At 36.6% G+C, this 24822-nt stretch carries 31 protein-coding genes and 2 tRNA genes; 5 read left to right on the top strand and 28 right to left on the bottom strand.

The window, feature by feature from the left end:
• Positions 1-5 precede the first annotated feature (5 nt).
• The 10 genes from K412_RS0102405 to K412_RS0102450 form a co-directional block, all read right to left on the bottom strand.
• The gene (locus K412_RS0102405; protein ID WP_024831627.1) at positions 6-872 is read right to left on the bottom strand and encodes a hypothetical protein; all 867 of its coding nucleotides are present in this window, start codon (positions 870-872) and stop codon (positions 6-8) included.
• A complete protein-coding gene (locus tag K412_RS0102410) occupies positions 872-1684 on the bottom strand; it encodes a DNA adenine methylase (protein WP_024831628.1) in 813 nt (270 codons plus the stop codon). The genes K412_RS0102405 and K412_RS0102410 overlap by 1 nt, the downstream gene beginning before the upstream one ends.
• A gap of 14 nt (positions 1685-1698) precedes the next feature.
• Complete coding sequence (locus K412_RS0102415; protein ID WP_024831629.1) at positions 1699-3015, bottom strand: DNA cytosine methyltransferase; 1317 nt, start codon at positions 3013-3015, stop codon at positions 1699-1701.
• Positions 3016-3103: 88 nt separating this feature from the next.
• Entirely contained in the window at positions 3104-3259 is a 156-nt protein-coding gene (locus tag K412_RS22460) for a hypothetical protein (protein ID WP_173585584.1), read from the bottom strand.
• Entirely contained in the window at positions 3252-4421 is a 1170-nt protein-coding gene (locus K412_RS21295) for a ParB/RepB/Spo0J family partition protein (protein WP_024831630.1), read from the bottom strand. The genes K412_RS22460 and K412_RS21295 overlap by 8 nt, the downstream gene beginning before the upstream one ends.
• A 37-nt stretch (positions 4422-4458) precedes the next feature.
• The gene (locus K412_RS0102430) at positions 4459-5217 is read right to left on the bottom strand and encodes a ParA family protein (RefSeq protein WP_024831631.1); all 759 of its coding nucleotides are present in this window, start codon (positions 5215-5217) and stop codon (positions 4459-4461) included.
• Between the two features lie 3 nt (positions 5218-5220).
• Complete coding sequence (locus K412_RS0102435) at positions 5221-5613, bottom strand: VRR-NUC domain-containing protein (RefSeq protein WP_024831632.1); 393 nt, start codon at positions 5611-5613, stop codon at positions 5221-5223.
• 7 nt (positions 5614-5620) lie between these two features.
• A complete protein-coding gene (locus K412_RS0102440; protein WP_024831633.1) occupies positions 5621-6019 on the bottom strand; it encodes a single-stranded DNA-binding protein in 399 nt (132 codons plus the stop codon).
• A gap of 7 nt (positions 6020-6026) precedes the next feature.
• Complete coding sequence (locus K412_RS0102445) at positions 6027-6368, bottom strand: hypothetical protein (RefSeq protein WP_024831634.1); 342 nt, start codon at positions 6366-6368, stop codon at positions 6027-6029.
• A gap of 17 nt (positions 6369-6385) precedes the next feature.
• Entirely contained in the window at positions 6386-7288 is a 903-nt protein-coding gene (locus tag K412_RS0102450) for a hypothetical protein (protein WP_242835503.1), read from the bottom strand.
• Between the two features lie 569 nt (positions 7289-7857).
• Between K412_RS0102450 and K412_RS0102460 the strand changes: the two genes are divergently transcribed.
• The gene (locus tag K412_RS0102460) at positions 7858-8259 is read left to right on the top strand and encodes a lamin tail domain-containing protein (protein WP_024831637.1); all 402 of its coding nucleotides are present in this window, start codon (positions 7858-7860) and stop codon (positions 8257-8259) included.
• Positions 8260-8379: 120 nt separating this feature from the next.
• Here the strand turns inward: K412_RS0102460 and K412_RS0102465 are convergent, their stop codons facing one another.
• From K412_RS0102465 to K412_RS0102475, 3 genes are all read right to left on the bottom strand, one after another.
• Positions 8380-8631, bottom strand: a complete 252-nt coding sequence (locus K412_RS0102465; RefSeq protein WP_024831638.1) for an AbrB/MazE/SpoVT family DNA-binding domain-containing protein — start codon at positions 8629-8631, stop codon at positions 8380-8382.
• Positions 8609-8800 carry a DUF6906 family protein gene (locus K412_RS0102470; protein WP_024831639.1) on the bottom strand — a complete coding sequence of 64 codons (192 nt, stop codon included), beginning with the start codon at positions 8798-8800 and terminating at the stop codon, positions 8609-8611. Before K412_RS0102470 ends, K412_RS0102465 begins: the two co-directional genes overlap by 23 nt.
• 77 nt (positions 8801-8877) lie before the next feature.
• Positions 8878-9111, bottom strand: a complete 234-nt coding sequence (locus K412_RS0102475; RefSeq protein WP_024831640.1) for a helix-turn-helix domain-containing protein — start codon at positions 9109-9111, stop codon at positions 8878-8880.
• Positions 9112-9285: 174 nt separating this feature from the next.
• On the opposite strand from K412_RS0102475, the gene K412_RS0102480 reads away from it, so the two are divergent.
• Positions 9286-9903, top strand: coding sequence for a helix-turn-helix domain-containing protein (locus K412_RS0102480; protein WP_024831641.1), 618 nt, complete (start codon positions 9286-9288; stop codon positions 9901-9903).
• 11 nt (positions 9904-9914) lie between these two features.
• Positions 9915-11195 (top strand): tyrosine-type recombinase/integrase, encoded by a 1281-nt coding sequence (locus K412_RS0102485; RefSeq protein WP_024831642.1) that lies wholly within the window; start codon positions 9915-9917, stop codon positions 11193-11195.
• 55 nt (positions 11196-11250) lie between these two features.
• Here K412_RS0102485 and K412_RS0102490 read toward each other — a convergent pair.
• The 11 genes from K412_RS0102490 to ruvC all read right to left on the bottom strand — a co-directional run bounded on the left by K412_RS0102490 (position 11251) and on the right by ruvC (position 19293).
• A tRNA-Arg gene (locus K412_RS0102490) sits at positions 11251-11327 on the bottom strand.
• Positions 11328-11342: 15 nt separating this feature from the next.
• Positions 11343-11416 (bottom strand) — tRNA-Gly (locus tag K412_RS0102495).
• Between the two features lie 125 nt (positions 11417-11541).
• A complete protein-coding gene (locus K412_RS0102500; protein WP_024831643.1) occupies positions 11542-12021 on the bottom strand; it encodes a metallophosphoesterase in 480 nt (159 codons plus the stop codon).
• 39 nt (positions 12022-12060) lie between these two features.
• Positions 12061-12657, bottom strand: coding sequence for an XTP/dITP diphosphatase (locus tag K412_RS0102505; protein ID WP_024831644.1), 597 nt, complete (start codon positions 12655-12657; stop codon positions 12061-12063).
• Entirely contained in the window at positions 12645-13367 is a 723-nt protein-coding gene (gene rph, locus K412_RS0102510) for a ribonuclease PH (protein ID WP_024831645.1), read from the bottom strand. The genes K412_RS0102505 and rph overlap by 13 nt, the downstream gene beginning before the upstream one ends.
• Positions 13368-13483: 116 nt before the next feature.
• Entirely contained in the window at positions 13484-14674 is a 1191-nt protein-coding gene (locus K412_RS0102515) for a GerMN domain-containing protein (protein WP_024831646.1), read from the bottom strand.
• Between the two features lie 95 nt (positions 14675-14769).
• The gene (locus K412_RS0102520) at positions 14770-16359 is read right to left on the bottom strand and encodes an N-acetylmuramoyl-L-alanine amidase (protein WP_024831647.1); all 1590 of its coding nucleotides are present in this window, start codon (positions 16357-16359) and stop codon (positions 14770-14772) included.
• Positions 16360-16509: 150 nt separating this feature from the next.
• Entirely contained in the window at positions 16510-17025 is a 516-nt protein-coding gene (locus K412_RS0102525; RefSeq protein ID WP_024831648.1) for an epoxyqueuosine reductase QueH, read from the bottom strand.
• A 41-nt stretch (positions 17026-17066) separates the two neighbouring features.
• Positions 17067-18074: a Holliday junction branch migration DNA helicase RuvB gene (gene ruvB, locus K412_RS0102530; RefSeq protein ID WP_024831649.1), complete on the bottom strand. Its 1008-nt coding sequence runs from the start codon at positions 18072-18074 to the stop codon at positions 17067-17069.
• An 85-nt stretch (positions 18075-18159) separates the two neighbouring features.
• On the bottom strand, positions 18160-18765 hold the full coding sequence (gene ruvA, locus K412_RS0102535) for a Holliday junction branch migration protein RuvA (protein ID WP_024831650.1): 606 nt from the start codon (positions 18763-18765) through the stop codon (positions 18160-18162).
• Positions 18766-18792: 27 nt separating this feature from the next.
• Positions 18793-19293 carry a crossover junction endodeoxyribonuclease RuvC gene (ruvC, locus tag K412_RS0102540; protein WP_024831651.1) on the bottom strand — a complete coding sequence of 167 codons (501 nt, stop codon included), beginning with the start codon at positions 19291-19293 and terminating at the stop codon, positions 18793-18795.
• A gap of 259 nt (positions 19294-19552) precedes the next feature.
• Between ruvC and K412_RS0102545 the strand changes: the two genes are divergently transcribed.
• Positions 19553-20767 (top strand): argininosuccinate synthase, encoded by a 1215-nt coding sequence (locus tag K412_RS0102545; RefSeq protein ID WP_024831652.1) that lies wholly within the window; start codon positions 19553-19555, stop codon positions 20765-20767.
• A gap of 143 nt (positions 20768-20910) precedes the next feature.
• Entirely contained in the window at positions 20911-22290 is a 1380-nt protein-coding gene (gene argH, locus K412_RS0102550) for an argininosuccinate lyase (protein ID WP_024831653.1), read from the top strand.
• Positions 22291-22384: 94 nt separating this feature from the next.
• Here argH and K412_RS0102555 read toward each other — a convergent pair whose 3' ends face one another.
• From K412_RS0102555 to K412_RS0102570, 4 genes are all read right to left on the bottom strand, one after another.
• The gene (locus K412_RS0102555; protein ID WP_024831654.1) at positions 22385-22567 is read right to left on the bottom strand and encodes a hypothetical protein; all 183 of its coding nucleotides are present in this window, start codon (positions 22565-22567) and stop codon (positions 22385-22387) included.
• Between the two features lie 36 nt (positions 22568-22603).
• Positions 22604-22915: a hypothetical protein gene (locus K412_RS0102560; RefSeq protein ID WP_024831655.1), complete on the bottom strand. Its 312-nt coding sequence runs from the start codon at positions 22913-22915 to the stop codon at positions 22604-22606.
• A gap of 295 nt (positions 22916-23210) precedes the next feature.
• Positions 23211-24347: a polysaccharide deacetylase family protein gene (locus tag K412_RS0102565; RefSeq protein ID WP_024831656.1), complete on the bottom strand. Its 1137-nt coding sequence runs from the start codon at positions 24345-24347 to the stop codon at positions 23211-23213.
• 31 nt (positions 24348-24378) lie between these two features.
• On the bottom strand, positions 24379-24666 hold the full coding sequence (locus K412_RS0102570; RefSeq protein WP_024831657.1) for a Dabb family protein: 288 nt from the start codon (positions 24664-24666) through the stop codon (positions 24379-24381).
• Between the last annotated feature and the right edge of the window lie 156 nt (positions 24667-24822).

The following is a 24822-nucleotide window of genomic DNA, read 5'->3' on the forward strand; positions in this document are numbered from 1 at the left end:
CCGAACTAACTTGCTCTATAATCCTGCCACTTAACTGTTTTAAAAATAGCCTTGTGATTAACCCATCTTGCAAACTTTTTTTGATACTTATTCTTTTTATCAAATGGCATTACAAACGGGTCAATTCCTAACTCCCTTAGTTTTTCTACTCTGTATAAATCTTCTTCTGGAGTACTCCAAAACCCAATTAGCACATAGCACATTAATTTATATGGTTTTATGTATTTGGTAATCTGCTGCAACGTTTCTGTCAAATCAACTCTTGGATCATCCCACGCTATATGTATTTGTTTGTAATGCTTCATTTTGTTTAGATACCAGGCATGTTCCTCAGTCATTATCCTGGCATCTACACCATGAAGGTTTACAGGCTGTTCCCATGCTATGAGTTGTTCTGCTGCTGATTTCCACTCTGGATTCCCGAAAAAGCTATTGTCAAATACCTCTATATGCTTACCCCTTGGATTCAGTTTGTATGGCTCCACTGGATGGATTAAACCTTCTTTACGTTTTACAACACAGAAAGGGCATTTCCGCTCTTTGATACAGCCCCGGCTGAAAAACTGTATTGAATAATCACATTTAGGATAAATAGAGTAGTCAAGTTTGGTGATTCTTTCAATCTCCGGCGGTAGTTTGGAGTATATATCATATCCTGTTCCACCTTTAATTATTTTGCAGTCCGGGAAGTATAGGTAGTCATCCGAGAAGTCAAACAGTTTGCTTGCATAAACCAGATCAGGCTTTTCTTCTTCATCCATCATTGGATTATGCCAATCAACATCATCACCTAACTTTTTGTGATATTTAGATACTTGCATCAGAGGTATTATTGGCATTATCCCGTCAACATCAACAAGTCTAACCTTCACTACATCCTCCCCCCTAACAAACTTAGTTGTTGCTGTGGTGGTTCATAGTTCATCCAGATAACTTCTTTCCTGTCAGTACCGTAATATTCCGCACGTCCTGCAATACTCATTTGGTACCAGCCTTTTAAAGTTTTGTCGTATAATTCACTTGGGTACCCGGACAAAATAACTTTCCCTTTGTGCTGCATGAATGTTTCAAGTAGTTCAACATGATCCTGTTCCGTCATTTCATGCTTGTATTGCTTTGCTGTCCGGGTATTAAGTAAATATGGAGGGTCTGCGTAGATAAGTACGTTTGAAAAGTTGAACCTTTTTATAACTTCTATGGCCGAACGGTTTTCAATTTGAACCTGTTTGAGCCTATCAACAATATTTAAAATCCATTCCGGCAATCGGTACCAGTTACTTACCGCATACATATTTTCACGGCCTTGCACATCATTCTTCCATCCAACTTTATAACCATTTGTCCTGAATCCGTGTCCCTGCCAACACCTGATTAAAAACTGCCTTGCTTTTTCAACTTGTTCTGTAGGTACCGTGTCAAAACTTATATCATATGTTTTCCGGCCATATGGTGTCATTGTTATAACTCTGGACAATTCCGTAGCATTATCCCGAATGCAAGTGAAAAGGTTTATAACATCATCGTCCAAGTCGTTTATAGTTTCTATATTGCTGGGTACCTTGGAGAAGAAAACCGCACCGCTACCGAAGTATGGTTCAACATACGAATGATGTTTTGGAAAGTTTGAAATTATCCAGTCTGCCATGCTCCACTTACTCCCCGGATACTTTAATACTGTGTTCATTCTTCACCTTCTCCCTATCCCACTGCCCAGTTTTCATCCCTGACCTGGAATGCATCACCACGCTGTATAATACTTGCCGGATAATTGCTGTTTGCCACTTGCATTGCGTATTTGTCTATTTCGTAGGCATAATACCTGATATTCCTGTAACCAAGCTTATCAAAGCAATACCGCCCGGTTGCGATACCGTCATACATGGATAATACTATAATTTCTTCATCCCTCGGTATGTTCATGTGTCGCAGGATATGGATAATTACTTCTGCTGTCCAGCCGTTGCCGAGGCCCTTATAAGCCTGTAAATTTGACACCGCCCTACAATAATCATCAGGCAAAGTTTGCAGTCTGCAACATTCTGTTACTGTCAATTTGCGTATTATGTAGTAGCCATCAGCAAGTTTTATAGGATACTGTTTATCTTTGATTGTAATAAGTCCGTTTCTAACTTCATATACCGGTTGTTGTTTCCCGTTTCTATCTACAAGGCAAGCATACAGTCCTGTTTTTGCTCCTGCTCCACCACCTTGACCACATATTGAGACTGATTTACCATTCGGAGAATAAATCCTATTTGATTGTGCCTCGCTGCCAATAGTCCCTATTCGTATTGGTTCGGCTATCATATTATCTTTGGTAACTGTAGTAACTGCATTCGTCTTTTGCGGATTTTCATTTACTTCGTACCGCTGAATATGTTCAATGTTTTCATTGTAATCATCCCTGTGGCCTTGTTCATTAATTCTTCGCCCAACTATTCGCCCGGCAACCGGTTCAGCTATCATACTCCTTTGCCCGCGTTCAAGTGTATTTTCAAGCATAGGCCCTTTGTAATATGTGCTTGTCAAGCAATATGCCTTCCCATCAGCGGTTATCCCAACGGGTTCCGCAGCCATATGCCGCGAGTATGAATGTTGGCTTTTAGGGTTATATGTCCCGGCAGTTTTATAATAATTTGCATCAAGTGTATATGATTTTTCTTTCCACGCTTCACCAGTTTCCAGAATATCTCTTAACAATATTCCTCTGTCCTCCGGCTGTGGTACGCCTTGTATATTATGAGCATAAAACCTTTGCCTGTTTTGAGCGGATACCAAAGCACTGTTTATATACTGTAGCGGCACCCCTAATTCAATGCTTATTTGGTCTTTAATGGGCTGTGCTGCGGATTTGTTGTTTTCGTAAAGGAAATAGTCTGGCTGAAACTTTTCTTTGGCTATCAGGTAATTCTTAAAGAGTTCCCATCCGATTCCCTCGGCTGTTGTTTCTCTGTTATTTTTCTGTGCGATACTCCAATGTGTACATGGACTACCGCCAATTAATATCTTTTTCAATTTAACCTCCACGTCTGGAGGCACGGCCGTGCTAATTAACTAGTATTACTCCGATTTTATTTAGTTCGCAATATTTTGCTATTGTCTACTACCATGTTCCGTAGTTCCCTTTTGCAAAGTACTCGGTTTTACCCTCTTCATTCGCCTTTATTAGATTATTGATTGCCTTTATTCGTTTACGCTGTTTTTGCTTTTTCAAGATTAGTGTTTTAACCTCTTCCACACTCAATTTCCTCTCAGCCATCCTCACAGATACCTCCTAACTGTAAGATTTTCTTTCCTAGCTGCTTTGCAAGTTCTTTCTGATGCAACATATCCTGTGTAATTTCTCCATCCTCTTCAAACACCCAAACTTCATCGACAATCCTTATCATTTCAAACCCTACCTGTAGCATGTTAAGCATTCGTTCGTAATGCCCACCATCTAATATCCCATGCAACATGACAGCACTTGAAAAAGGAATATGCCCTTGTGCAACTACATGCTTGCAGTACCTAACTGCTTTAAGATAGTCTTCATCTTCTCCGCTATAAGCACTACATACATATACATTAAGTAACCTGTCAGGTGTTAACTGTTCCGGCTCTTTTTGTGTGACCTCTTCCGTGATTGTTGTTTTGGTAATTACTGTTGTTGACGGGTTTGGGGTTGGGTTGGATTGTGATTTCTGCTTGGTCTTCTTGCTTTTGACCTCATCTGCAGATATGCTGCCTTTGTCGGTATATGCCTGATACGCTGTCTGCTGTTCTTCTGGTGGTAATTTTGCCAGTTCAATCGCAGTTGACATGTTTATGTTTTGTTCTTTTAGTTCTTGCTTGAATTCGTTTGAAAGGTTCTTTGATACACTATCCCGCCTCTGAACCTGTGTTGTTGATGTGTCTAATATTTTAGCTATAAGCTCACGCATACGACCAGGTATGTTTTCTCTTTTCTTGTATTCCTTTAGTACAGCTGTTAGCCTTTCAACTTCCTGAATTTTGTCGTAATCCGTTTTTTCTCTTTGACTGTTTGTTAGGATCAGCAGAAGTTCTTCCCTCAATGCCTGTGCTTTCGCATCCTCTTCCGTTTCCTCTACACAGCAGGGTAACATTTCAAATTCCTTCTTACCCTCTTCAACTAATTGCCACGATGCCATACAGCGGCGGTGTCCTGCTACAACTCTATATTTACCATTGCCGAGAGGAAAAACATTAAGGTTTTGCAACACACGACCAGCAAGCTCTATTGTTGTTTTCAATTCCTGTATTTGCTCCATTGAATAGAAATTGCCCTCTGACGGTACCAGATCATGTATGCTTATGTACTTAAAGTTTGAAATTGTATTTTTCAATTCCTCTTCGGCTTTTTCAGCTATGTTTTCCTGATTTACCTGAGCGAGAATATTACTCAAACTTAATCTGGACATTACTCTACCTCCATTTGTGACCAATTTGGTCACATTTTTAACTCAATAATTCTTTTGCAAAGTCTAAATAATCCCTAGATGCTGAACAAGTTCTTGAATACTCTAAGATAGGCATATCATGATCTGTACTTTCATCTACTTTGGGAGTACGCCTGATACGAGTTTTATAAACAGGGTATTTGTAACTGTTTCTTAATTCCTCTTCCTTATTTTTGGTGTATTCAGAATTATAGAACTGAGTTATGAGGTAGCCTCCGATTCTGAGCTTTGGGTTTGAATCTTCTTTTGTAAACTCAATTTGCTCTGTCAATTCATTAATTCCGTCAAAGGAGTATTTATCCATTTTTACTGGTATGATAACTTCATCTGTAGCCACAAGTGCATTTTGTGTCGACATGTTTAAATCCGGGGCATTATCTATTATGCAGAAATCATATTCATCCTGAATTTCATCTAATGCAGTCGCTAGTCTCTTATCCCTGTTACCGGTCATATTGAGCAACATTTTCATATTAGCCTCAACTAATTTCATATTTGCCGGTATCAAATGAAGATTTTCATATTTCGTTGGTAATATGACATCATGAATATTGATGTTTCTTTCTATGAGTAAGTCGGATATGCTTTTTCGTTCTTCACTATGTAATTCGAAGCTTTTTGTTGCATTGCCCTGTTTATCATTGTCAATTATTAAAACTCTGAATTTAAATACTACTGAAAGGATATATGCCAAACATATGGCTGTTATGGTTTTTGCCACTCCACCTTTAAAGCTCATTATTGATATTACCTGCATAATCTACGCTCCTTTTAACTTTAAGTAGTTTTCTATCACTTTTGCTGCCTCTTCCCAACCATAGCAAATATGTGTACAATAACCCTGTTCTCCTAACCTCTTCAACCATTTGTCCTGATCATCAGTAGTTTTATTTTTGTTAACTTTAAGTTCAATGTATAAGCCGTGAAAATGACCTTTGGGAACTGGAAGGCATAAGTCTGGTACACCTGCTTTCAAACCTTGTCTTTTTTGCTTTGCTCCTGCTGCAAGGCTTCGTTTCCCTTCATTCGGAATATGATGCAGCAACCACAGTTCCGGGAGAATACATTCCTGCCGTGCTGCCCATTGAAATAGATATCCTTGCTCTACATCTTCATGGGCATGTTTTGGCATTTTATATTCCTGTGCTTTCATAATTTTTTTACCTCCATGTCTTTCTATCATCATCTGGTAAAGGTGTGTAACCCTCTGGATAATCTTCATATGCTTCGCCTTTTTGGTCTCTCTTGGCTTCTGCAAAATATGTTTCTTCTGCCACAACCTCGGTTAGATAATGTCTTTTCCCTTCGTTATCATCCCATGTTCTACTCTGAATCCTACCTACCACAACTATCTGCATACCTTTGGTAAAGTATTTGCCACAAAACTCAGCAGACTTGTCCCATGCAACTACATTGATAAAATCTGCTTGTTGCTGACCTTCTTTGGCAAAACGCCTGTTTACTGCTAATGTAAAGCTTGCAACCGCTGTAGTGTTTCCGCTTGTATACCTTAAATCAGGGTCTTTGGTTAAACGGCCCATTAATACTACTTTATTCATTGATACCTCACCTCTCCAACTGTGGCTCTGGTTCACTATGTATTGTTACTTCCCATCCGCATTTAAGCATTATCCTATACATTGCTTGAACTGCTCTTTGCCGGGAGCTTCTTTGTCCACATTTGGGAGGACTGATAAAATATCTTTTGCCCATGTATTCATGCGGGCCAGTAGCAGTAAGTCCAGCTATCTTTACTGCTTCCATTATTTTATTTTTGTTCGCTTTCGGTATAATGATTGCAAGCGTATCAAGATTAATGTTCCCTGTGTCCTCTCCAACTGCTTCTTTAAATGCTGCTACCCTAGAAATCCTTAAATCCATTGCTAAATTTGAATAGTTTACTTTCATGGTTTCGCCCCTTCCTTCTACTCTCGTTTTGGTATTACTCCGTTACTCTTTTTCTTTTGGTTCTGTTTTCGCTTTGGTACTGTTTTTGGTTGCTTCCTCCACATTTTTAAGTAAATATGCCATCCTGTATCTTTGTAGTATTCTGGTTTAATAGATGTAATGTTGTAGTCCGGGAACTTTCTTTCAAAAAATTCTCTTCCTGCATCTGGTGACTTAGCCAACTTTTCTACCTGTGCTCTACTATATTTATGGTCTGCCGGATTACGGGGAAGGGGTCTTACAAGGTTCCTGCTACTTGACCACCTTTTTTTACCCTTCGGGTTTTTTGTTATATACTTGCATAGTCCTTCGATGCCATTTTCATTCATTTGTAATCTGTCCGCATTTACCCATCCTATAAGTCTGCTGTATAACCATTCCCTATATTCCTTGTCACTTTCGTACCTTTTCCAGTTAATACGCTCCTTTGTCCACATTACTTCTATTTCTTCTCTTTTTATTCCACCGTTCATGATAATGTGATGATGTATTCGTGTGAGTGTATTCCCGTCTTTGTCAAATTCATATTCTGTTACAAGTATGTACTTCATAGGTTCTTCTAGTTGTAGTTTGCTCTGGCGGTATGCGATACGGCGTATATAATTGGTAACTATTTTCTCTGCCTCTTCGACTGTTTTAGGATAATTCTTATCATCATAGGTACATGATATGTGTAAGTCTCCTATCTTAAAGTTTCCATTCCCAAGTTGTACCAGATAACGCCTTGCATTTTTATCATTGAGGTCTTTTTGTTTGGGTTCAGTTTCCTTCTCCCGTTTTTTTCTTTTCCCCCTTACTGCCCTTTCTGCATTATCTGTTCTTGGTATTATGTCCACTTCTCTGTAGTCGGTGCAATCAATTTTCTTTTCTCTGATAAACACCCGGCACACTCCTTCTGATTTTTATATACCTTTGTAGTGCATAATAGTGTACATAATATTTAGGGTCCTACTTTCGCAGGAATGTTATTACCCCATACAAGCCCCAAAACTGGTACATAAACCAGTGATATAAAGGGCTTCTATATTTATTTTTTAACTATGCTAATTTGACGAATTGTCGCATTTGGTATATAATAGAAGTGTAAATTTTAAATTTAATGCGACTTTTCGTGGTCGGTTTACATTAAGGTCTAAGTTAATGTAAACCGATTTTTTTATGTCCAATTACCTCCCTTTCTTTTTTTATTCTTTGGTTATATGTACAGCGTGCCAAGCTCATTGATTTGTCGAGGTAGTCACATTTGTTATAGCAGTGAGCCATACAAATAGGTGTATTACCATGCTTCGGACATTGTACCGTTGCCCCTGCTGCTCCTAACTTCTTTAAGCATTCAGGGCATAGTTGAATCACTTTTCTTTTCTCTGGCATATGTTTTGTTATATTTATTTGTTAATTTCTCCTTTCATGTAATATTATGGTATAATCTTCCATAGAGGGAGGTGATAATATGTCTTTAGAAGTTAAAATCACAGCAATTCATAACAACCCTGTTGGAAAAGATACTAAAGAGAAACTTAATGATGAATATATTGTTATTAAGAACACAGGAGATGTTTCTGTAAGTATGGACAATTGGCAGGTAACTGATTGGAGACCAGAACAAAAGCACATTCATACATATACATTTCCTCCATTCATTGATTCATCTACTTGGACACTTGACCCTGGGGAATACATCTTCTTAATGACTGGTAAAGGAACAAATGTGTTTATTCCTGAAAAAGATGATAAACCTCCACAGTTTCATTTTTACTGGAATAAAGATTGGTTTGTATGGAATAATACCGGCGATACAGCTTGTTTGTATAATTCTTCAGGTAATCTTGTCCATTCTCTTAATGTTTTGTAAACATGGGCTCCTGTATGGGAGCTCAATTCTTTAATTTTTCGCATGGCCTTTTAGTAACGATTAGCTTGCCCTTACATTTTTTTTCAATGAACATTCTGCAATTTACACACTTGTTGTTAATCATATATTCGTCCCTTCTTTCAAATCTTTCTTACATGCCGGACAAATATTCTTGCCCTTGTAATCCGTCACATTCTTTGCCTCTCCACAGAAAATACATACCAGCTGATACTTCTTTAAAATAACCATTTCTTCGTCAACAAAGATTTCTAATGAATCTTTCTCCGCAATGTCTAATGTCCTCCTGAGTTCGACCGGAAGACATACCCTCCCTAAATCATCAACTTTTCTAACAACACCTGTAGCTTTCATACCATTTCCCATCCTTTCCTTTTTTTAAAATTCTAGTTTTTCTAACTTTCTTATGTACTATATAAAGCTCATTTGGTAGAGCTTTAACCCTAAAATATTGACCAGGATTAATTCCTAGTTCCTCCAATATCTCTTTTTGCTTGACAGTCAGTCTCCGGTCATGTTTCATACTTTCTGGCCTCCACGCTGTTACCTCAATTTATGATTTGAACCGTTTCTATCAGCATAAACATTATTTTGTTACGTTTACGAAACTTTTTTGGTGCGAAAAATTTCAGGGCTTATTCCAAAATGGTCACACATAGTATTTATTTCCGTCATTGTATAGTCGGCTTTACCATGGTTTTTCATGCTTATAGTTTGAACTGTATGCCCAAATATATCTGCAATATCCTTGAGTTTTATCCTATTTTCCTTTAGGTATGCCATAAATTTATAATATGGCGGATGGTATTGTTTTACAGTCTTTTTTCTTGGCATTTTAATACCCCTTTCATAAAAAGTTACGTTTTGTACAACTTTGTGATTTTATTCTACAATCGACAAGTTTCGTTGTCAACCACTTTTTAATATTATTTATAAATTTTTGTTGCATTTTTGTAACTTTTAAATATAATAATAAATATAAGTTAATTAACAAAGGAGAATTATATAATGAGTAAGTTTGCTGATAGACTATTCTACTTAAGGACAGAAAATAAATTAACTCAGGAAGGTCTGTGCGATATTCTTAAAGAAAAATATAATCTTGAAACTAACAAATCAATGATATCAAGATATGAAAAGGGCATTCATGAACCAGGATTCACTTTTATTGATTACACTGCTGATTATTTTGGTGTTACTATTGACTGGCTTATGGGCCGGTCAGACAATAAATACTATTCTGATAACTTACAAGTAAAAAAAATCCCTTTAGTTAGAACAGTAAATAGTAATGGGCAAATTGTTAACACTGATAATATCGCTTCATATGAATATTCAAATGAAGATTGTGATTTTTGTTTTAAAGTAACAGATGATAATATGGCTGCTATTGGTATGAAATTAGGATCTTTAGCATTTATCCATGTTCAGCACAGTTTAAATAATGGTGACGTTGGACTTTTTTTAATTGATGGTAGCCCATTGTTCTATAGGTTTTTTGAAGAAGATAAATATATAATGCTAAAGCCTGAGAACCAGGTATGTACCCCCGCTATTTTTAGTAAAAAAGATTTTAAGCAGGTTTCAATAATAGGTAAAGTTATAAGCGTAAAATTTAGTTTATAAGGAGGATTTTTATGGCATATATACGTAAACGTAAGAATGGCTCTTACCAAGCAGCTGTTTACGTTGGCTTAAGTACTGAGATAGATCCAAAGACCGGAAAACCTAAAAAACTTTATGAATATATAACTATGGAAGGCTTTAAGGAAATAAAAGAAGCTGCACGAAATTTAGAAAAAGATATTGCTGACAAGACTTATTCAAATATGCAAAATTGCCTTTTTTCAATCTACTCAAAAAAATGGCTAGAAATAAATGAAAATCTTGTCTCACCAACTACCTTTGTAAAAAATTATAAAATGTATGTAGATAAACATTTTATCCCGTTCTTTGGCAGATTTAAACTCAAAGATATTACTGAATTTCAAGTAAAAGAATATATTAACCTTAAATTGAAAACACTATCTCCTACAACAGTACGTAAACACTTTTACACTCTTAATAAAATGCTTTATGATGCATTAAAACTAAAAAATCCATGTAGAGATATCACCCCACCTGAAGAAGCTGAATATATCCCCCAGGTTCCAACCGATGAAGAATTTAAGTTATTGCATTACGCTGTAAAAGGTACATTTGACGAACCTATTGTTTTATTGGCGGGATGGTGTGGGCTTAGAGAAGGTGAGATATTCTGCTTAAATACCGATGATATAGACGAAATTAACGGCACCGTGAGAATAGATGAAAGTAAAGCTATTTCAGAGAATAAAAATATAAAAGAAAAGAAATTAAGTAATGAACAAACTGTTGAAAAACAAGCTATAAATAAAAAAGAACCAAAACTTATTTATCAGTCCAAAGGCCCTAAATCTAAACGAGGTTTCAGAACACTAGTCGTAAAAGATTACCTTATGCAATTGCTTAAGAAACTAAAACATGAACGACTAGCTGAATATGAAGTTGATAAAGTAATTGAGCTAAATAAAAAGCCTATACCATTATTTAGTATGAGGCCGGACAGTTATTCTTCAAGATTCTCAGACATAATCAAGTTTCATAATGAAATGTTTGATATACGCAAAAAGTTTGGTCAAGCTGGTTTGGATAATTCATTAAAACCTCACACCAAAAAAAGTATCCGTAAAAATCTTAATTTGCAAAATAAAAAATTAAAGAATTTTAGGTTTCACGATCTGAGACATTATCATGTAACTGTAATGTATGAGAATGAAATTCCAGACCAATATGCAGCAGAAAGATTAGGCGATGATATTAAAACAATGAAATCTGTATATCAACATCTAAGACTTGATAAGAGAAAAGAAATAGATACTAAGATTAAAAATATATAACAAAAGACATTAGATGGGCTACAGATGGGCTGTAGTAATCTAATGTCTTTGAAAATGGCGTGCCCATGGGGATTCGAACCCAAGACCTACGGCTTAGAAGGCCGTTGCTCTATCCAGCTGAGCTATGGGCACATATTAATTTTTTAGTGGAGCGGGTGATGGGAATCGAACCCACGCAATCAGCTTGGAAGGCTGATGTTCTACCATTGAACTACACCCGCAATACCTTGTTTTCTCAGCCTTTAGGACGTGTCCCCCAGCTGACTTTTACTATTATACAAGGTACATTATCGTTTGTCAACATTTTATTTTCATTTTTTTTTATGTTTTATATGCTTACTTTTTGCTAAATATAAAAAAACTCAGCATCTACTTTTTCAGGTGTTATATCCAATATTGCATAGGACTCCGATAAATTACTTCTGGATTCACTTATGCTTCCCGGATTTAAAAGCATGCATTCAGAAACTTGCTCAATCAACGCTATATGTGTATGACCATAAAGTGCAATATGCGCATTTTCTGACTCTGCCTTGGCAATAATACGCTCCAGATCCCACTTTACCGAATATTTGTGACCATGAGTCAAAAAAACTCTTCTGCCCTCAATTTCCAAAGTCTTTTCCACCTCAACGGTGCCAACGCCAAAGTCACTATTTCCGTAAACATACTCAAACTTTTTATCTGGATATAGCTGTTCAAGATCTGCTACATCCCTACAATAGTCACCCAGATGAATAATCATTTCAACATCCGGGTTTTTCTCTATTGCTTTCATTGCATTAGTAAGATACCCGTGGGTATCACTCATAACAAGTACTTTCATTACCTACATTCCCCCATACAGCAAAACCTGCTACAACGATTAGTATAAATATTTCTGTAATTTTTCCTGCACTAATGCCAATGCCTTAGCGCGATGGCTTATTTTATTCTTCAAATCCGAATCTATTTCAGCCATAGTCTTATCAAATTGCTGTACAAAGAAAAGAGGGTCGTAACCAAAGCCATTACTGCCTTTACATTGAAAATCTATAAACCCCTCACATGTTCCTCTAACTACAAAGTGCCTGCCATCAGGAAATGCCACTGCTATTGCACATACAAACCTTGCAGTTCTTTTCTCAAAGGGTACGTCCTTTAACATTTCCAATAACTTTTTATTTTTATCATCATCACTTGCTTCAGGCCCTGCAAATCTGGCAGAGTAAATTCCCGGAGCTCCGTCAAGATAATCAACTTCCAATCCTGAATCATCCGCTAGCACCATGCTTTTTGATACTTTACTTATTTCAAGAGCCTTTTTCAGAGAGTTCTCTTCAAAAGTTTCTCCATCCTCAACTATATCAATATCAATACCTGCTTCATTCATTGATATAACATCAAGTGGCAGTCCTGATAATACCTGCTTGATTTCAACTATTTTTCCCTTATTTTTTGTAGCAACAATTAATCTTTCCATAAAACCTCATTCTGAGCCTTTATCAACTCATGTATTCCAGATTCGGCTAAATTAAAAAGTTTATCCAGCTGTTTTTTACTAAAGCTTGACTTTTCACCGGTAGCCTGTATTTCGATGAATTCACCTTTATCCGTCATTATAACGTTCATATCAACCTCTGCATTGCTATCTTCAATGTAACAGAGGTCTAAAAGCTCCTCACCATTAACAATTCCTACACTAGTTGCAGCCACAGTTCCGATAATCGGCGTTTTTGAAATCAAGCCGTTTTTAGCCAGCGTATTACACGCATCTACCAATGCCACATATCCTCCTGTAATGGAAGCAGTTCTGGTTCCTCCGTCGGCTTGAATTACATCACAGTCAATGGTTATAGTTCTCTCACCCAAGAGTTTCAGGTCAACTATGGTTCTCAGTGACCTTCCTATAAGTCTCTGGATTTCAGAACTTCTTCCATTAAGCTTTAATTTTGAAATATCTCTTTGATTCCTTACAGCAGTTGCTCTGGGAAGCATAGAATACTCAGCAGTTATCCAACCTTCTCCTGAATCCTTTTTGAAAGGAGGAATCCTCTCCTCAACAGAAGCCGTGCATATTACTTTTGTATCCCCAACTTCTATGAGAACTGACCCTTCCGCATGTTTAATGTAATTTCTCAGAATCCTTACAGGCCTCAATTGTGTATTGCTTCTTCCGTCATGCCTCAACATATTCCCTCCATATCTTAAAACAAAATAATAATAACCTAAATATTCTAAAAAATCATCCGTATATTTAGATAAATAATCATCAATAATGTTATATGTTTTGTATACTTTACATAAATTTAGTTATCTATTACCTTGTTAAATGTCACAGGAACACTTTTAGCTGAAGCAACTTCAGTCCCCTCTGGCAGAGGCTTTTCCTTGCCGTCTATAAGGAGCTTAATTTTTTGTATTCCTTTCATTTGAGTAATTGTATAATATATTTGGTTTAGAAGACTATCCTCTTTTTCTGAGCCTCCATAATTTGTAAGCTGACTTGAAAAGTCAAGAACAGCAGTACTTCCCTGTTTGTCAAAAGAATTGAGCTTTGTACCTTCCGGAATGGACGTAAAATATGTTGCGTCATTTGGCTTTTTACTCAATTCGTTAAATATAAGCTCTGGTATGCCGCTAGAGTCTGTCTGAGGGATTTGCACAGAAACAGGAACAAGATAATGATGGTTGTTGCTGTCATCTGAAATGTAATACAAGTCGCACTTCACACAACCATCCTTAATTTGTGTATCACTGGAATTAATTAAAGTATTGCTTCTATTTAAGAGACTTGATAAGTCCAATCCATTTTCAAGAGTTGTTATTTCCCTTCCTTCAACCCTTATTTTAACGTCTGATATTGTTGAGAAACCAGTCAGTGTATACACAACCGAAGCTACTGCCAGTTGCTCTTCCTGCTTAGTAGATAAATTTAAAAATTCCTTGGAAAAGTCAATTACAGCAACCTTATCTTTTATATTTATTCCTTTTATCTTTGTACCTCTTGGCAATACAGGATAAAGCCCGTAGTAGTCCAGCTGTTCTTTTGTTACAGCTTCATCTACTAACCCGAGGATTGCTGCCTTTGCCACACCTTCCTGTTTTTTTACTGTTCTTGTAACAGGTACAAGTAATCCTTTTTTGTTTTTGTAGTATAAAGTTATAAGAAGATTTGATTTATCCGATGCAGGAGCTATACCTTTACCTGCTCCGTTATCTATAACAATACCGTTTAGCTGGTTGTCTGTATAATTGCTGCTAACCATGGAGCTGGTTGTTGTGGGAGCTGCTGTCCCCGAAGCCATAGCCAATCCCTTTGAACTGCTGTCTGTGGCGGAAGCTGCTGCTTTAGAATCTTGAGCCGTATTTGCTGCAGAGGAATTAAGGGTTTGATTTGCGGCCTGAACGTTAGGCTCCTGTTCTTCTTTGTGACCAATAAAAGAGCATCCTGTCGATAAAAGCATAATTACCAACACAATACTAATAATTTTTTTCATATATAGTCCTCCTTAGAGTAATTTGAAGCATATGGTAATTATAGACTATATACGTATAAATTATTATTTCCCGTAAGTGTTGGTAACTTTATAGTTTATTTTTCAATTATTTGTTCTTGCTTATTTTCTTCTTTTTTATTTTCTTCTTTTTTGATTTCTTCTTTTTTACTTTCTTGTTCTTTATTGATTTGATCCAGTCCTTTAACTATGGCATCACATAATGCCTCAGCAGTCTTTAACTGGAAATCCGGATTAATTAGCCTTTTCAAATCGTCAGGATTAGTTAAAAATCCAATTTCCGCAAGGCTTGAAGGCATACGTGTATACTTCAGAACAACTAAACCGGGTCTTGATATGGTTTTTCTATTATATGTATCAAGCTTGCTCATTAGAGAATTCTGTATTAATTGAGCAAATTTTTGTCCTGTAAAAGATTTATCTCCAGCCTTTTCAGGGTAATACAGGGTTTCTGTACCTTTCGCGGAACTTTTATCAAATGCATTATTATGTATACTTAAAAACAATGTAGCATTTAACGCATTTGCTATATAAGGCCTATCATAAAGGCCAACAAATGTATCATCCTGTCTAATCATAAAAGTATTTATATTTTTAGCCTTTAATAATTTTTCCAGCTTTAATGCAATATCCAGATTTACATTCTTCTCGAGGATAGAACCTCCTGAAGCACCCGGGTCAATACCTCCATGCCCCGCATCTATAACAACCAGTCTTTCCCCTTCTTTGGCAGGTGTGAGAAGATTTACTTCGGTTTGTTTTAAATCTTCATTATATGAAGTATAAAATGCAAACTCTTTTTTCACACTAATAATAAAATTAGTTTCCAAAGTTTCCATGTTATGTAAAATAGCTATGGTTTCAACATAATCGTCATCAATTTTATATGTATTTTCTTCAAGATCTATATTTGCTGTTTCAGGTATTGTAATAGTATATTTTCCGCTTTCTTTGTCGTAATTTTCTGTAAAATATTTTTTTATAGTTGAGCCGGTACTAGTTAGTGCAATTCCTTTAAAAGCAAAGTATACCCTGTCCTGATTGCTTACATATGTAAGGTAGGAACTTAATACTTGCTTTACAGGTACTTTTTCCGGTTCATCATCAGGCTTTTCCTTTATCGGTTCACTTGGCTTTTCAGGTTTATCACTCTGATTATCATTTTTAGGAGGAGCAGCTTTTATTTTTTTGATATTTATAGATTTGCCCTTACTGTCTACAACTACTGAAAGACTTTTTATATTCTTTATAAAGTCAACAGGTATTATAAGCCTACCATTAATAGTTTTTGCTTGAGCTATAAGCTTATAGCTTTTCCCGTCCATGTTGCAATTTGCATCGTTGTTCTTGAACTGTAGCTTTAAGCCGTTATATGCAACGTTCACAAGCTGTAGTTTACTGTCCCATGAGACTTTCCCTCCCAGCTCTGTAAACACTGCACTGACAGGCAGCATGGCTGTATTGTTAAATACAATTCCGGGAAAGTCGGTCTTAACTTCCTTACCATCTATTGTAACTTTGTAGATGGTGCCGGAGTATTTTACTTTCTTTCCGTCATAACTCATAGTCAGAGCCTGTGCCGCAAACACAGAAAATTGAGGTATTATTACTAATAAACATCCCAAAATACATACCAGCAGTTTCTTAAAATCGATTTTTTTCTTCATTTGTCTTCTGTCACCTCATAATTTACCATTATTTTGTCTACAACTATTATATCTTTGTATTGGCAATTAAGGGTAAAAAATAAGACATTTTAAAACAAATGTAACCTAAATGTAAAAATCCTGGCAGTATGATGGGTAAAATTGCATAAATTACTTAACAGGAAGGGAAAGAATACATCCGCAGTATTTTTGACGATACAATTCCATTTCTCTTGCCATCTGCTGTCCCTGTCTGAACCCAGGTCTGAAATCCCTGTATAAAAATGTAGTTCCGTATTGGGCTGCATATTTATCCCCAAGTTCTTTTATTAAATCATGTTTCTGATACGGGCTTACCAACAGTGTTGTTGTAAATGCGTCACAACCATTTTGGACAGCGAGTTTTGCCGCATTTTCAAGGCGCAGACTGTAGCAATGAATGCACCTAGCATCCCCTATATTTTTCATACCTTCCCATTCAGCCTGCCTGAATTCATCATCATATATTACGGGAATGTTTTTTATTTTGCTGAACTTTTCAACATTTTCCCTGCGTCTTGTATGTTCTTCAATAGGATGTATATTGGGATTGTAAAAATACCCCTGTATATCAATACCCTCACTCATAAGTTCCTGTACGGGATACGTGGAACATGGTCCGCAGCACATATGCAATAGTACTTTCATTTTGATATCACTCTTTTCTATATTATATACTCCAACCTTGCTTAACCGTCATACTCCAACCCGAAATGTGCATAAGCATTTTTTGTTGCCATTCTTCCCCTTGGAGTTTTATTTATAAATCCTAATTGTATAAGATATGGCTCGTATACATCCTCAATAGTACCTGGTTCTTCTCCTATTGATGCTGCCAGTGTATCCAGTCCTACCGGACCGCCTCCAAACTTATTTATTATGCTAAGGAGCATATTTCTGTCAACTCCATCCAAACCTATCTCGTCAACCTCTAGTGCATCAAGGGCATGTTTTGCCAGTTCAAGATTTATAACACCGCTTCCCTTTACCTGTGCAAAATCACGTACTCTTTTTAATAGTCTGTTTGCAATTCTTGGGGTTCCTCGTGATCTTCTTGCAATCTCGTAAGCACCTTCTTGGTCAAGTCCGATATTAAGGATCCCTGCCGAACGTATTACAATTTCTTTTAGTTCTTCGGGAGTATACATTTCCAATTTATTTATTACTCCAAACCTATCTCTTAGAGGTGCAGTCAAAAGGCCAGCCCTTGTAGTAGCACCTATCAAGGTAAACTTTGGAAGATCCAATCTTATTGATCTGGCGCTTGGCCCCTTGCCAATTATTATATCCAGAGCATAATCCTCCATGGCAGGATAAAGAATTTCTTCCACGCTTCTGTTCAGCCTGTGTATTTCATCTATAAACAATACGTCATGTGTACCCAGGTTTGTAAGTATTGCAGCCAGGTCACCGGCTTTTTCTATTGCCGGACCTGATGTAATCCTCAGGTTTACGCCCATCTCAGATGAAATTATACTTGCAAGAGTAGTCTTTCCAAGTCCCGGAGGGCCATAAAGCAATACATGATCCAGGGCTTCTTTCCTTCTCTTTGCCGCCTCTATAAAAACTGTCAGGTTATCCTTGGCCTTTGACTGTCCTATGTACTCGTCAAACCTTTTTGGTCTTAAACTCACCTCATCAAAGTCATCAGGACGTGTACCGGCCTCAACAAGCCTCTCATCAGTTAAATCCGTCATTTAAGCCTCCATGAGCCGTTAGCTACGGCTGCCATAATAAATTTAGAAAATTCTTCTCCTTATCCACAGTCATGAATAAGGAAGGCTATTTTGAAAGGGACTTGAGTGCTTTCTTTATTAAATCTTCTACACTCATTCCTTCTTCATAAATACCGTTTATAATGCTTGATGCTTCTACTGAGCCGTATCCCAAAACCATCAAAGCGCTAACAGCCTCAGACAAAACAGAGTCTCCGGAAGTTCCGATGTTATCAGAAGCAACCTCTGGAATAGAAGCTGTGAGCTGTTCCTTTGATATTTTGTCCTTTAGCTCAAGGATAATTCGCTGAGCCATTTTCATTCCTATACCCGGAGCCTTTGTCAGTGACTTTGTATCCTGGGAAACAACAGCCAATGCAAATCTTGATGGCGACAGCGTTGAAATCAGAGATATTGCGGCCTTTGGCCCAACTCCCGAAACCGCCAGAAGCATCTCAAACATAGACAGTTCTTCAACTGTACCAAAACCGTAAAGAGCAGCAATATCCTCTCTAACATAATAATGCGTATAAATCTTTACAGGTGTTCCGGGCTGTCCCATATTATTTATTGTAGAAAGTGCGGTAAATATCCTATATCCAATTCCACCGGCTTCTACTATTATACTGTCGTTGTTTTTTACTTCCACTGTGCCTTTTATGTATGCAAACATTATTTATTCTCCAAATAATAATAAATTTTAAAACCTTCCGTTCCCCAGTACTGTACCCATTCTATGTGAATTTCCATGGCATATTGCCACAGCCAGAGCATCCGCTACATCGTCAGGCTTTGGGATTGCCGGAAGATTCAATATAGCCTTTACCATCTGCTGTATCTGAGCCTTTTCCGCCCTGCCGTAGCCAACCACCGATTGTTTTACCTGCAGAGGAGTATATTCAAATATATCTATGCCTGATTTGGCAGCAGCAAGTACGGCTACCCCTCTTCCATGTCCCACGGTAAGTGCAGTCTTAATATTCTTATTGAAAAACAGTTCTTCAATGGATATCGCATCAGGCCTGAACTCATTTATAAGTCTTTCAAGCTCGTTATACAGTACCAGAAGCCTGTCCGAAAATTTCATTGATGCTCCTGTAGTAATAGCACTGTAATCCAAAACCGAAAATTTGTTCCTTTCATATTTTACAACACCATAGCCCGTAATTGCAAATCCAGGGTCAATCCCCATTATTATCACCGTAAAATTCCTCCGAAAACTAATATTGTAATAAATTTTTGCATAATTATAGATGAGTATTGCATATTTATACAATCTGTTGTATAATAAACCCAAGCTATAGGTCAGCAATGAAAGCACTTCATTAGGACGTTGCTTTTTGCCGACTAATTCAAATCATATATATTTTAGCATACTTTTTATATGTTGTTTAAGGGAAATAAATCTTGTATTTATATTCGTTTTTATTGCTGGAGAATCAGCGGAAAGGGTGGTTGAAATGAGTAAGGAAAAGGTTTTACTGGCGTATTCGGGTGGACTTGACACCTCAATAATTATTCCATGGTTAAAAGAAAACTACGGTTATGAAGTTATTGCCATGGCTGGAGATGTGGGACAAGGTGAAGAACTTGAACCATTAAATGAGAAAGCAATTAAAACCGGTGCATCAAAACTTTACATAGAGGATTTGAAAGAAGAATTCATTACTGATTTTATATATCCTACTTTGAAAGCAGGTGCTGTATACGAAGGAAAGTATCTTCTGGGAACATCTTTTGCAAGACCTATTATAGCGAAAAGAATGGTTGAAATTGCTATTAAAGAAGGCTGTACAGCTATCTGCCACGGAGCTACTGGTAAGGGTAACGACCAGGTAAGATTCGAGCTGACAGTTAAGGCTTTGGCTCCACATCTTAAAATAATAGCACCTTGGAGAATTTGGGATATAAAATCAAGAGAAGATGCAATAGATTATGCTGAAGCAAGAAATATTCCTATTCCCGTAACAAAAAAAGATAACTACAGTATGGACAGAAACCTTTGGCATTTGAGCCATGAGGGCTCCGATTTGGAAGATCCTTGGAATGAACCTCAGTATGATAAGCTTTTAAAGCTGATGGTTTCACCAGAAAAAGCACCAGATGTTCCTACATATGTTGAAATATATTTTGAAAAAGGTATTCCAAAGAAAGTTAACGGTGTTGAATACAGCCCAATTGAAATGATGGATGTTCTTAATAAGCTTGCAGGTGAAAACGGTGTAGGTATTGTTGACATGGTTGAAAACAGACTTGTGGGTATGAAGTCAAGAGGTGTATATGAAACTCCTGCAGGAACAGTTTTATATGCTGCTCACAGAGAGCTTGAACTACTTTGCCTTGACAGAGATACACTCCACTATAAAGATATAATTGCACAAAGGTTTGCGGAACTTGTTTATTTCGGACAGTGGTACACTCCTCTTCGTGAATCTTTATCAGCTTTTGTTGATAAGACACAAGAAACAGTTACTGGAACTGTAAGATTGAAGTTGTACAAAGGTAACTGCATGCCTGCAGGTGCAAAATCTGAATACTCATTGTATAATGAAGCAATTGCTACCTTCAGCAAAGACGAAGTTTACAATCAGAAGGATGCAGAAGGATTTATCAACCTCTTTGGTCTCCCAATGAAGGTTAGAGCTCAAATGCTGCAAAACAAGGATATCAAATAGAAATTACGAAAACCTAAAAAGAATATTTACATAAAACAAGGCATACCGGTAGACCATAGGTTTTAAATAACCTCTTGATTATGCAGGTATGCCCTTGTTTGATATAATAGATTTTAAATCCTACTTTAATTGAGGTGTATATTATGAAACTTTGGGGCGGTAGATTTGCAAAAGGAACAGACAAACTTGTGGATGATTTCAATTCTTCCATACGGTTTGACAGCAGAATGTACAAGCACGATATTCTGGGGAGTATCGCCCATGCAAACATGCTTGGAAAATGCGGTATTATATCAGCTAATGAAAGCAGTCTGATTCAAAATACTCTTAAAGACATTTTAAATGATATAGAAGACGGAAAAATTGATTTCGAGATTGATGCAGAAGATATTCATATGAATGTTGAAAAAATTCTCATATCAAGAATCGGTGATACCGGAAAGAAACTTCACACAGGAAGAAGCAGAAATGATCAGGTTGCTCTCGATATCCGTATGTATCTGAGAGATGAAATTATTTCAATAAAAGAAATGATTGCCCTTTTATTAAGTACTCTTGTAAAAATATCAGAAGCAAACCTTGATACGATTATGCCCGGTTACACACATCTGCAAAGAGCTCAGCCAATTACACTAGCACATCATATGATGGCTTATTTTGAAATGTTCAAGAGGGATTATCAAAGGCTTTGTGATTGTTATTCAAGAATGAATATTCTACCCCTTGGTTCAGGTGCTCTTGCAGGAACTACTTATCCTCTGGACAGATACATGGTTGCACAAGAACTGGGCTTTGACGATGTAACACAAAACAGTCTCGACGGTGTCAGTGACAGAGACTTTGCAATTGAACTAGCTTCCTGTTTATCAATACTTATGATGCACCTAAGCAGATTAAGCGAAGAAATTATTCTCTGGTCATCCCATGAATTCGGTTTTGTTGAATTGGACGACGCTTACAGTACAGGGTCAAGCATTATGCCTCAGAAGAAAAATCCGGATGTTGCAGAGCTTGCAAGGGGCAAAACAGGCCGCGTTTACGGAAGTCTTATGACTTTGCTCACAGTAATGAAGTCCCTTCCTTTAGCATACAACAAGGATATGCAGGAGGATAAGGAAGCAATATTTGATGCAGTAGATACCGTAAAAATGTGTCTGCCTGTTTTCTCAAACATGATTGCTACCATGAAAGTACGTAAGGAAAATATGTATAAAGCTGCTCAGGGCGGTTTTACAAATGCCACAGACATTGCGGATTATTTGGTAAAAAAAGGTATTCCTTTTAGAAGTGCACATGAAATAATAGGCAAAATGGTTCTTTATTGCATTGAAAACAATAAGTCTATTGATGATATGACAATGGACGAATTCAAGAGTTTTTCAGATAAAATTCAAGAAGATGTATACACTGAAATAAGTCTTGAGAAATGTGTTTCTGGCAGAAAGCTGGTTGGCGGCCCTGCACGTGAAACTGAAGAAAAAGCCATTGAAAATGCAAAATCGTTTATAAATTCTTTAGTATAAAGGGAATTTTTTATTAAGATATTTGTATGGGTGCCTCACATTAAATGTTGCACTTCCATACAAATATCTTCTTTAATTTCATTTTAAAAATATGCTATGCTGGCCTTCTGCTGCCACTAAGTAAGATATTAAATGATATGCTTTCAGAATTTATGTTTAAATTCATGCATGATACACGTACTCCTTTTTTTGATAGTTCCTTTTCTATATCTCTTTTTATTTTGTCTATTACTTCTTCTTCCTTACGGGCAATTAATTTGTGTCTTCTTTTAAACATTTTACCCTCCGAGTTGTATATAAGTGACTATTGTGTTTAGTTAACTTTTACCTTTTTTTCCAAAGCTCTACCAAAACTAAACCATGAATCCCTTAGTTTAAACCTCATCTGTTCGTCCATAGTTCTTTCAATTATATCATTCAGCTCCTTTCTTGCTTTAATATATTCCTTTATATCAAAATCTTCCTTTGCAAGTATTTCATCTATTTTTAAAAGCCATTCCTTTATATACTCACTTCCTAAATATTCAGAGGTAATTTTCTTCTTTATATGAAGTACTACTTGTTTTACAGCTTTTCTTTTTACGTCTACATCTGTTTGTATCTTTTTTGCCTGTTTTTGACTCATAAAAAATTCACTCCTTATCTTTTTGATACAAAGCAGCAGAAGTTCCATATATTTACATTAATTATACTACATTTGGTATTTTATTGTAAATCTCGCCATGGTTGGTTTAGATGCACCGGCTAATGAAATCGGAGGTATTTGCCCTATTAATCGTTTATATAACGTGGGAAATAAAACAATAAGCGTTTATATTAAGTATGGTTTTGAAAGTCATTTTTTATTCCATTTTCCATTTAAAAAAGCTGTCGGACATAATATCCAACAGCTTTTTATAATATGAAATATTTAATTTTCTTTAATAGGTAATCAACTGCTTGCCATTTAATTTTGCCGTATCAACATTTTGCTTTTTTGATTCAGGTACTACCACAGTATCCTTATTACCGTCGCTGATGTACTGTGAGCTGCCTTTTGCCATGGTATCCAGCCACCATGCAAGGTCACATTCCACCTTTTCCTGTCCCGTTGATCTTACCCTCGGTACAGCATAGGGATTGAACTTTGGCGAAACTGGTGACGGTGATGGATTTGCACCTACTAGTACTATTGAGGTATGTTTGTACTCTATACCCTGGTAATTACCCTGAATAACATAGTTCTGTAGACTCTTTGATGCATTCCCAAAGGGTAATGAAAATGCCTTAAACTTGTATCCGGGTACGAACTCTTCCATTAATTTCTGATTTCCGCCGACTTCCTCAAGCATTTTGGAGGAAGTTTTTACATCAGGCAAAGATACATGTGTCTTTGTATGATTTCCTATTTCAAAGCCTTTATCAATCAAATATTTTAGTCTATCCTGGACTGTCCCAGCACCGTTAAAAGTTTCTACTCCAAGGTTTACATAAAAAGTACCCTTAAGTCCAAAATCAGGATGCTTACTGTTAAAAGCTTCCATAATCCCAACAGCTGATTTGGGATTTGCTTTAAGCTGTCCATCCTGCTCCACAAGATTAAACTGACCAGCTGTTCCATCATCAAAAGTGAAAACCATAGGTATGCACCCTGCCGGAACATCAATATTGTTGTTTAACATGTCTTCAAGGTTTATAAGCCTATAATTTTTTTGATATAGCTCCTCTAACAAGCTTTCGAATTCCGCAAAAGTTGTTGTGTACTCATTTTTCCCCTTTGGGTATGTTTCAACAAAGTTATGAAACATAACAACCATTATCTGTCCTGCTTCGTTTGGCTTAATCTTATCATAGTCAATTTTTATAGGTTCTGGTTTTTGGGAATCATCGGCTTCCTTAGTAATGTCAGTTTGAGATTGTGTATCTACAGCTGACTTTGATGGAGCAGATGTAACTGCTGAAGTGCTGTTTGCGGATTTTTCATTCTTATTTCCTGAGTAATATTCATTTACCCCACATCCTACAGTAACTGTTGAAGTAATTGCCAATGCTACAATTGCTGCTATGTATCTTTTCATTTGATTTCTCCCGTTATTATACTGTGTTTGATTAACTTTCATAATCTACTGCAATTGATGACTCTTTAACAAGCTTTATATGCTCAAGAACTTTTAAGTGTGCAGGATGAACCTGATACGCCTCCATATCAGCCATTGAATCAAACTTTGTGTAAAGTCCTATGTCATATGATCTTTCTGAATGAACAATATCTACCCCAACTTCTATAAATTTCAAACAAGGTATTTGATCCTTTAATCCAAGCAATAGGTCTTTTGTTTTTTGAATAGTGTCTTCACTCTTGTCTTTTAATTTAAATAAAACAATGTGTGTAAGCATTTTTTTATTAATACCTCCGCGTATTTATTTTATGTATTTTCCTTAATTTTAACTTTGATAAAGGATATAGTCAAACAAAAATAGCAAAGTATCTATTACATTGTTTGGTAAATTACATTTTAATGATTTATTGTGGTAAATTATTAAAATTTTACT

Origin of the sequence: Ruminiclostridium josui JCM 17888 (assembly GCF_000526495.1) — a bacterium.
Taxonomy (GTDB): Bacteria; Bacillota; Clostridia; order Acetivibrionales; family DSM-1351; genus Ruminiclostridium; species Ruminiclostridium josui.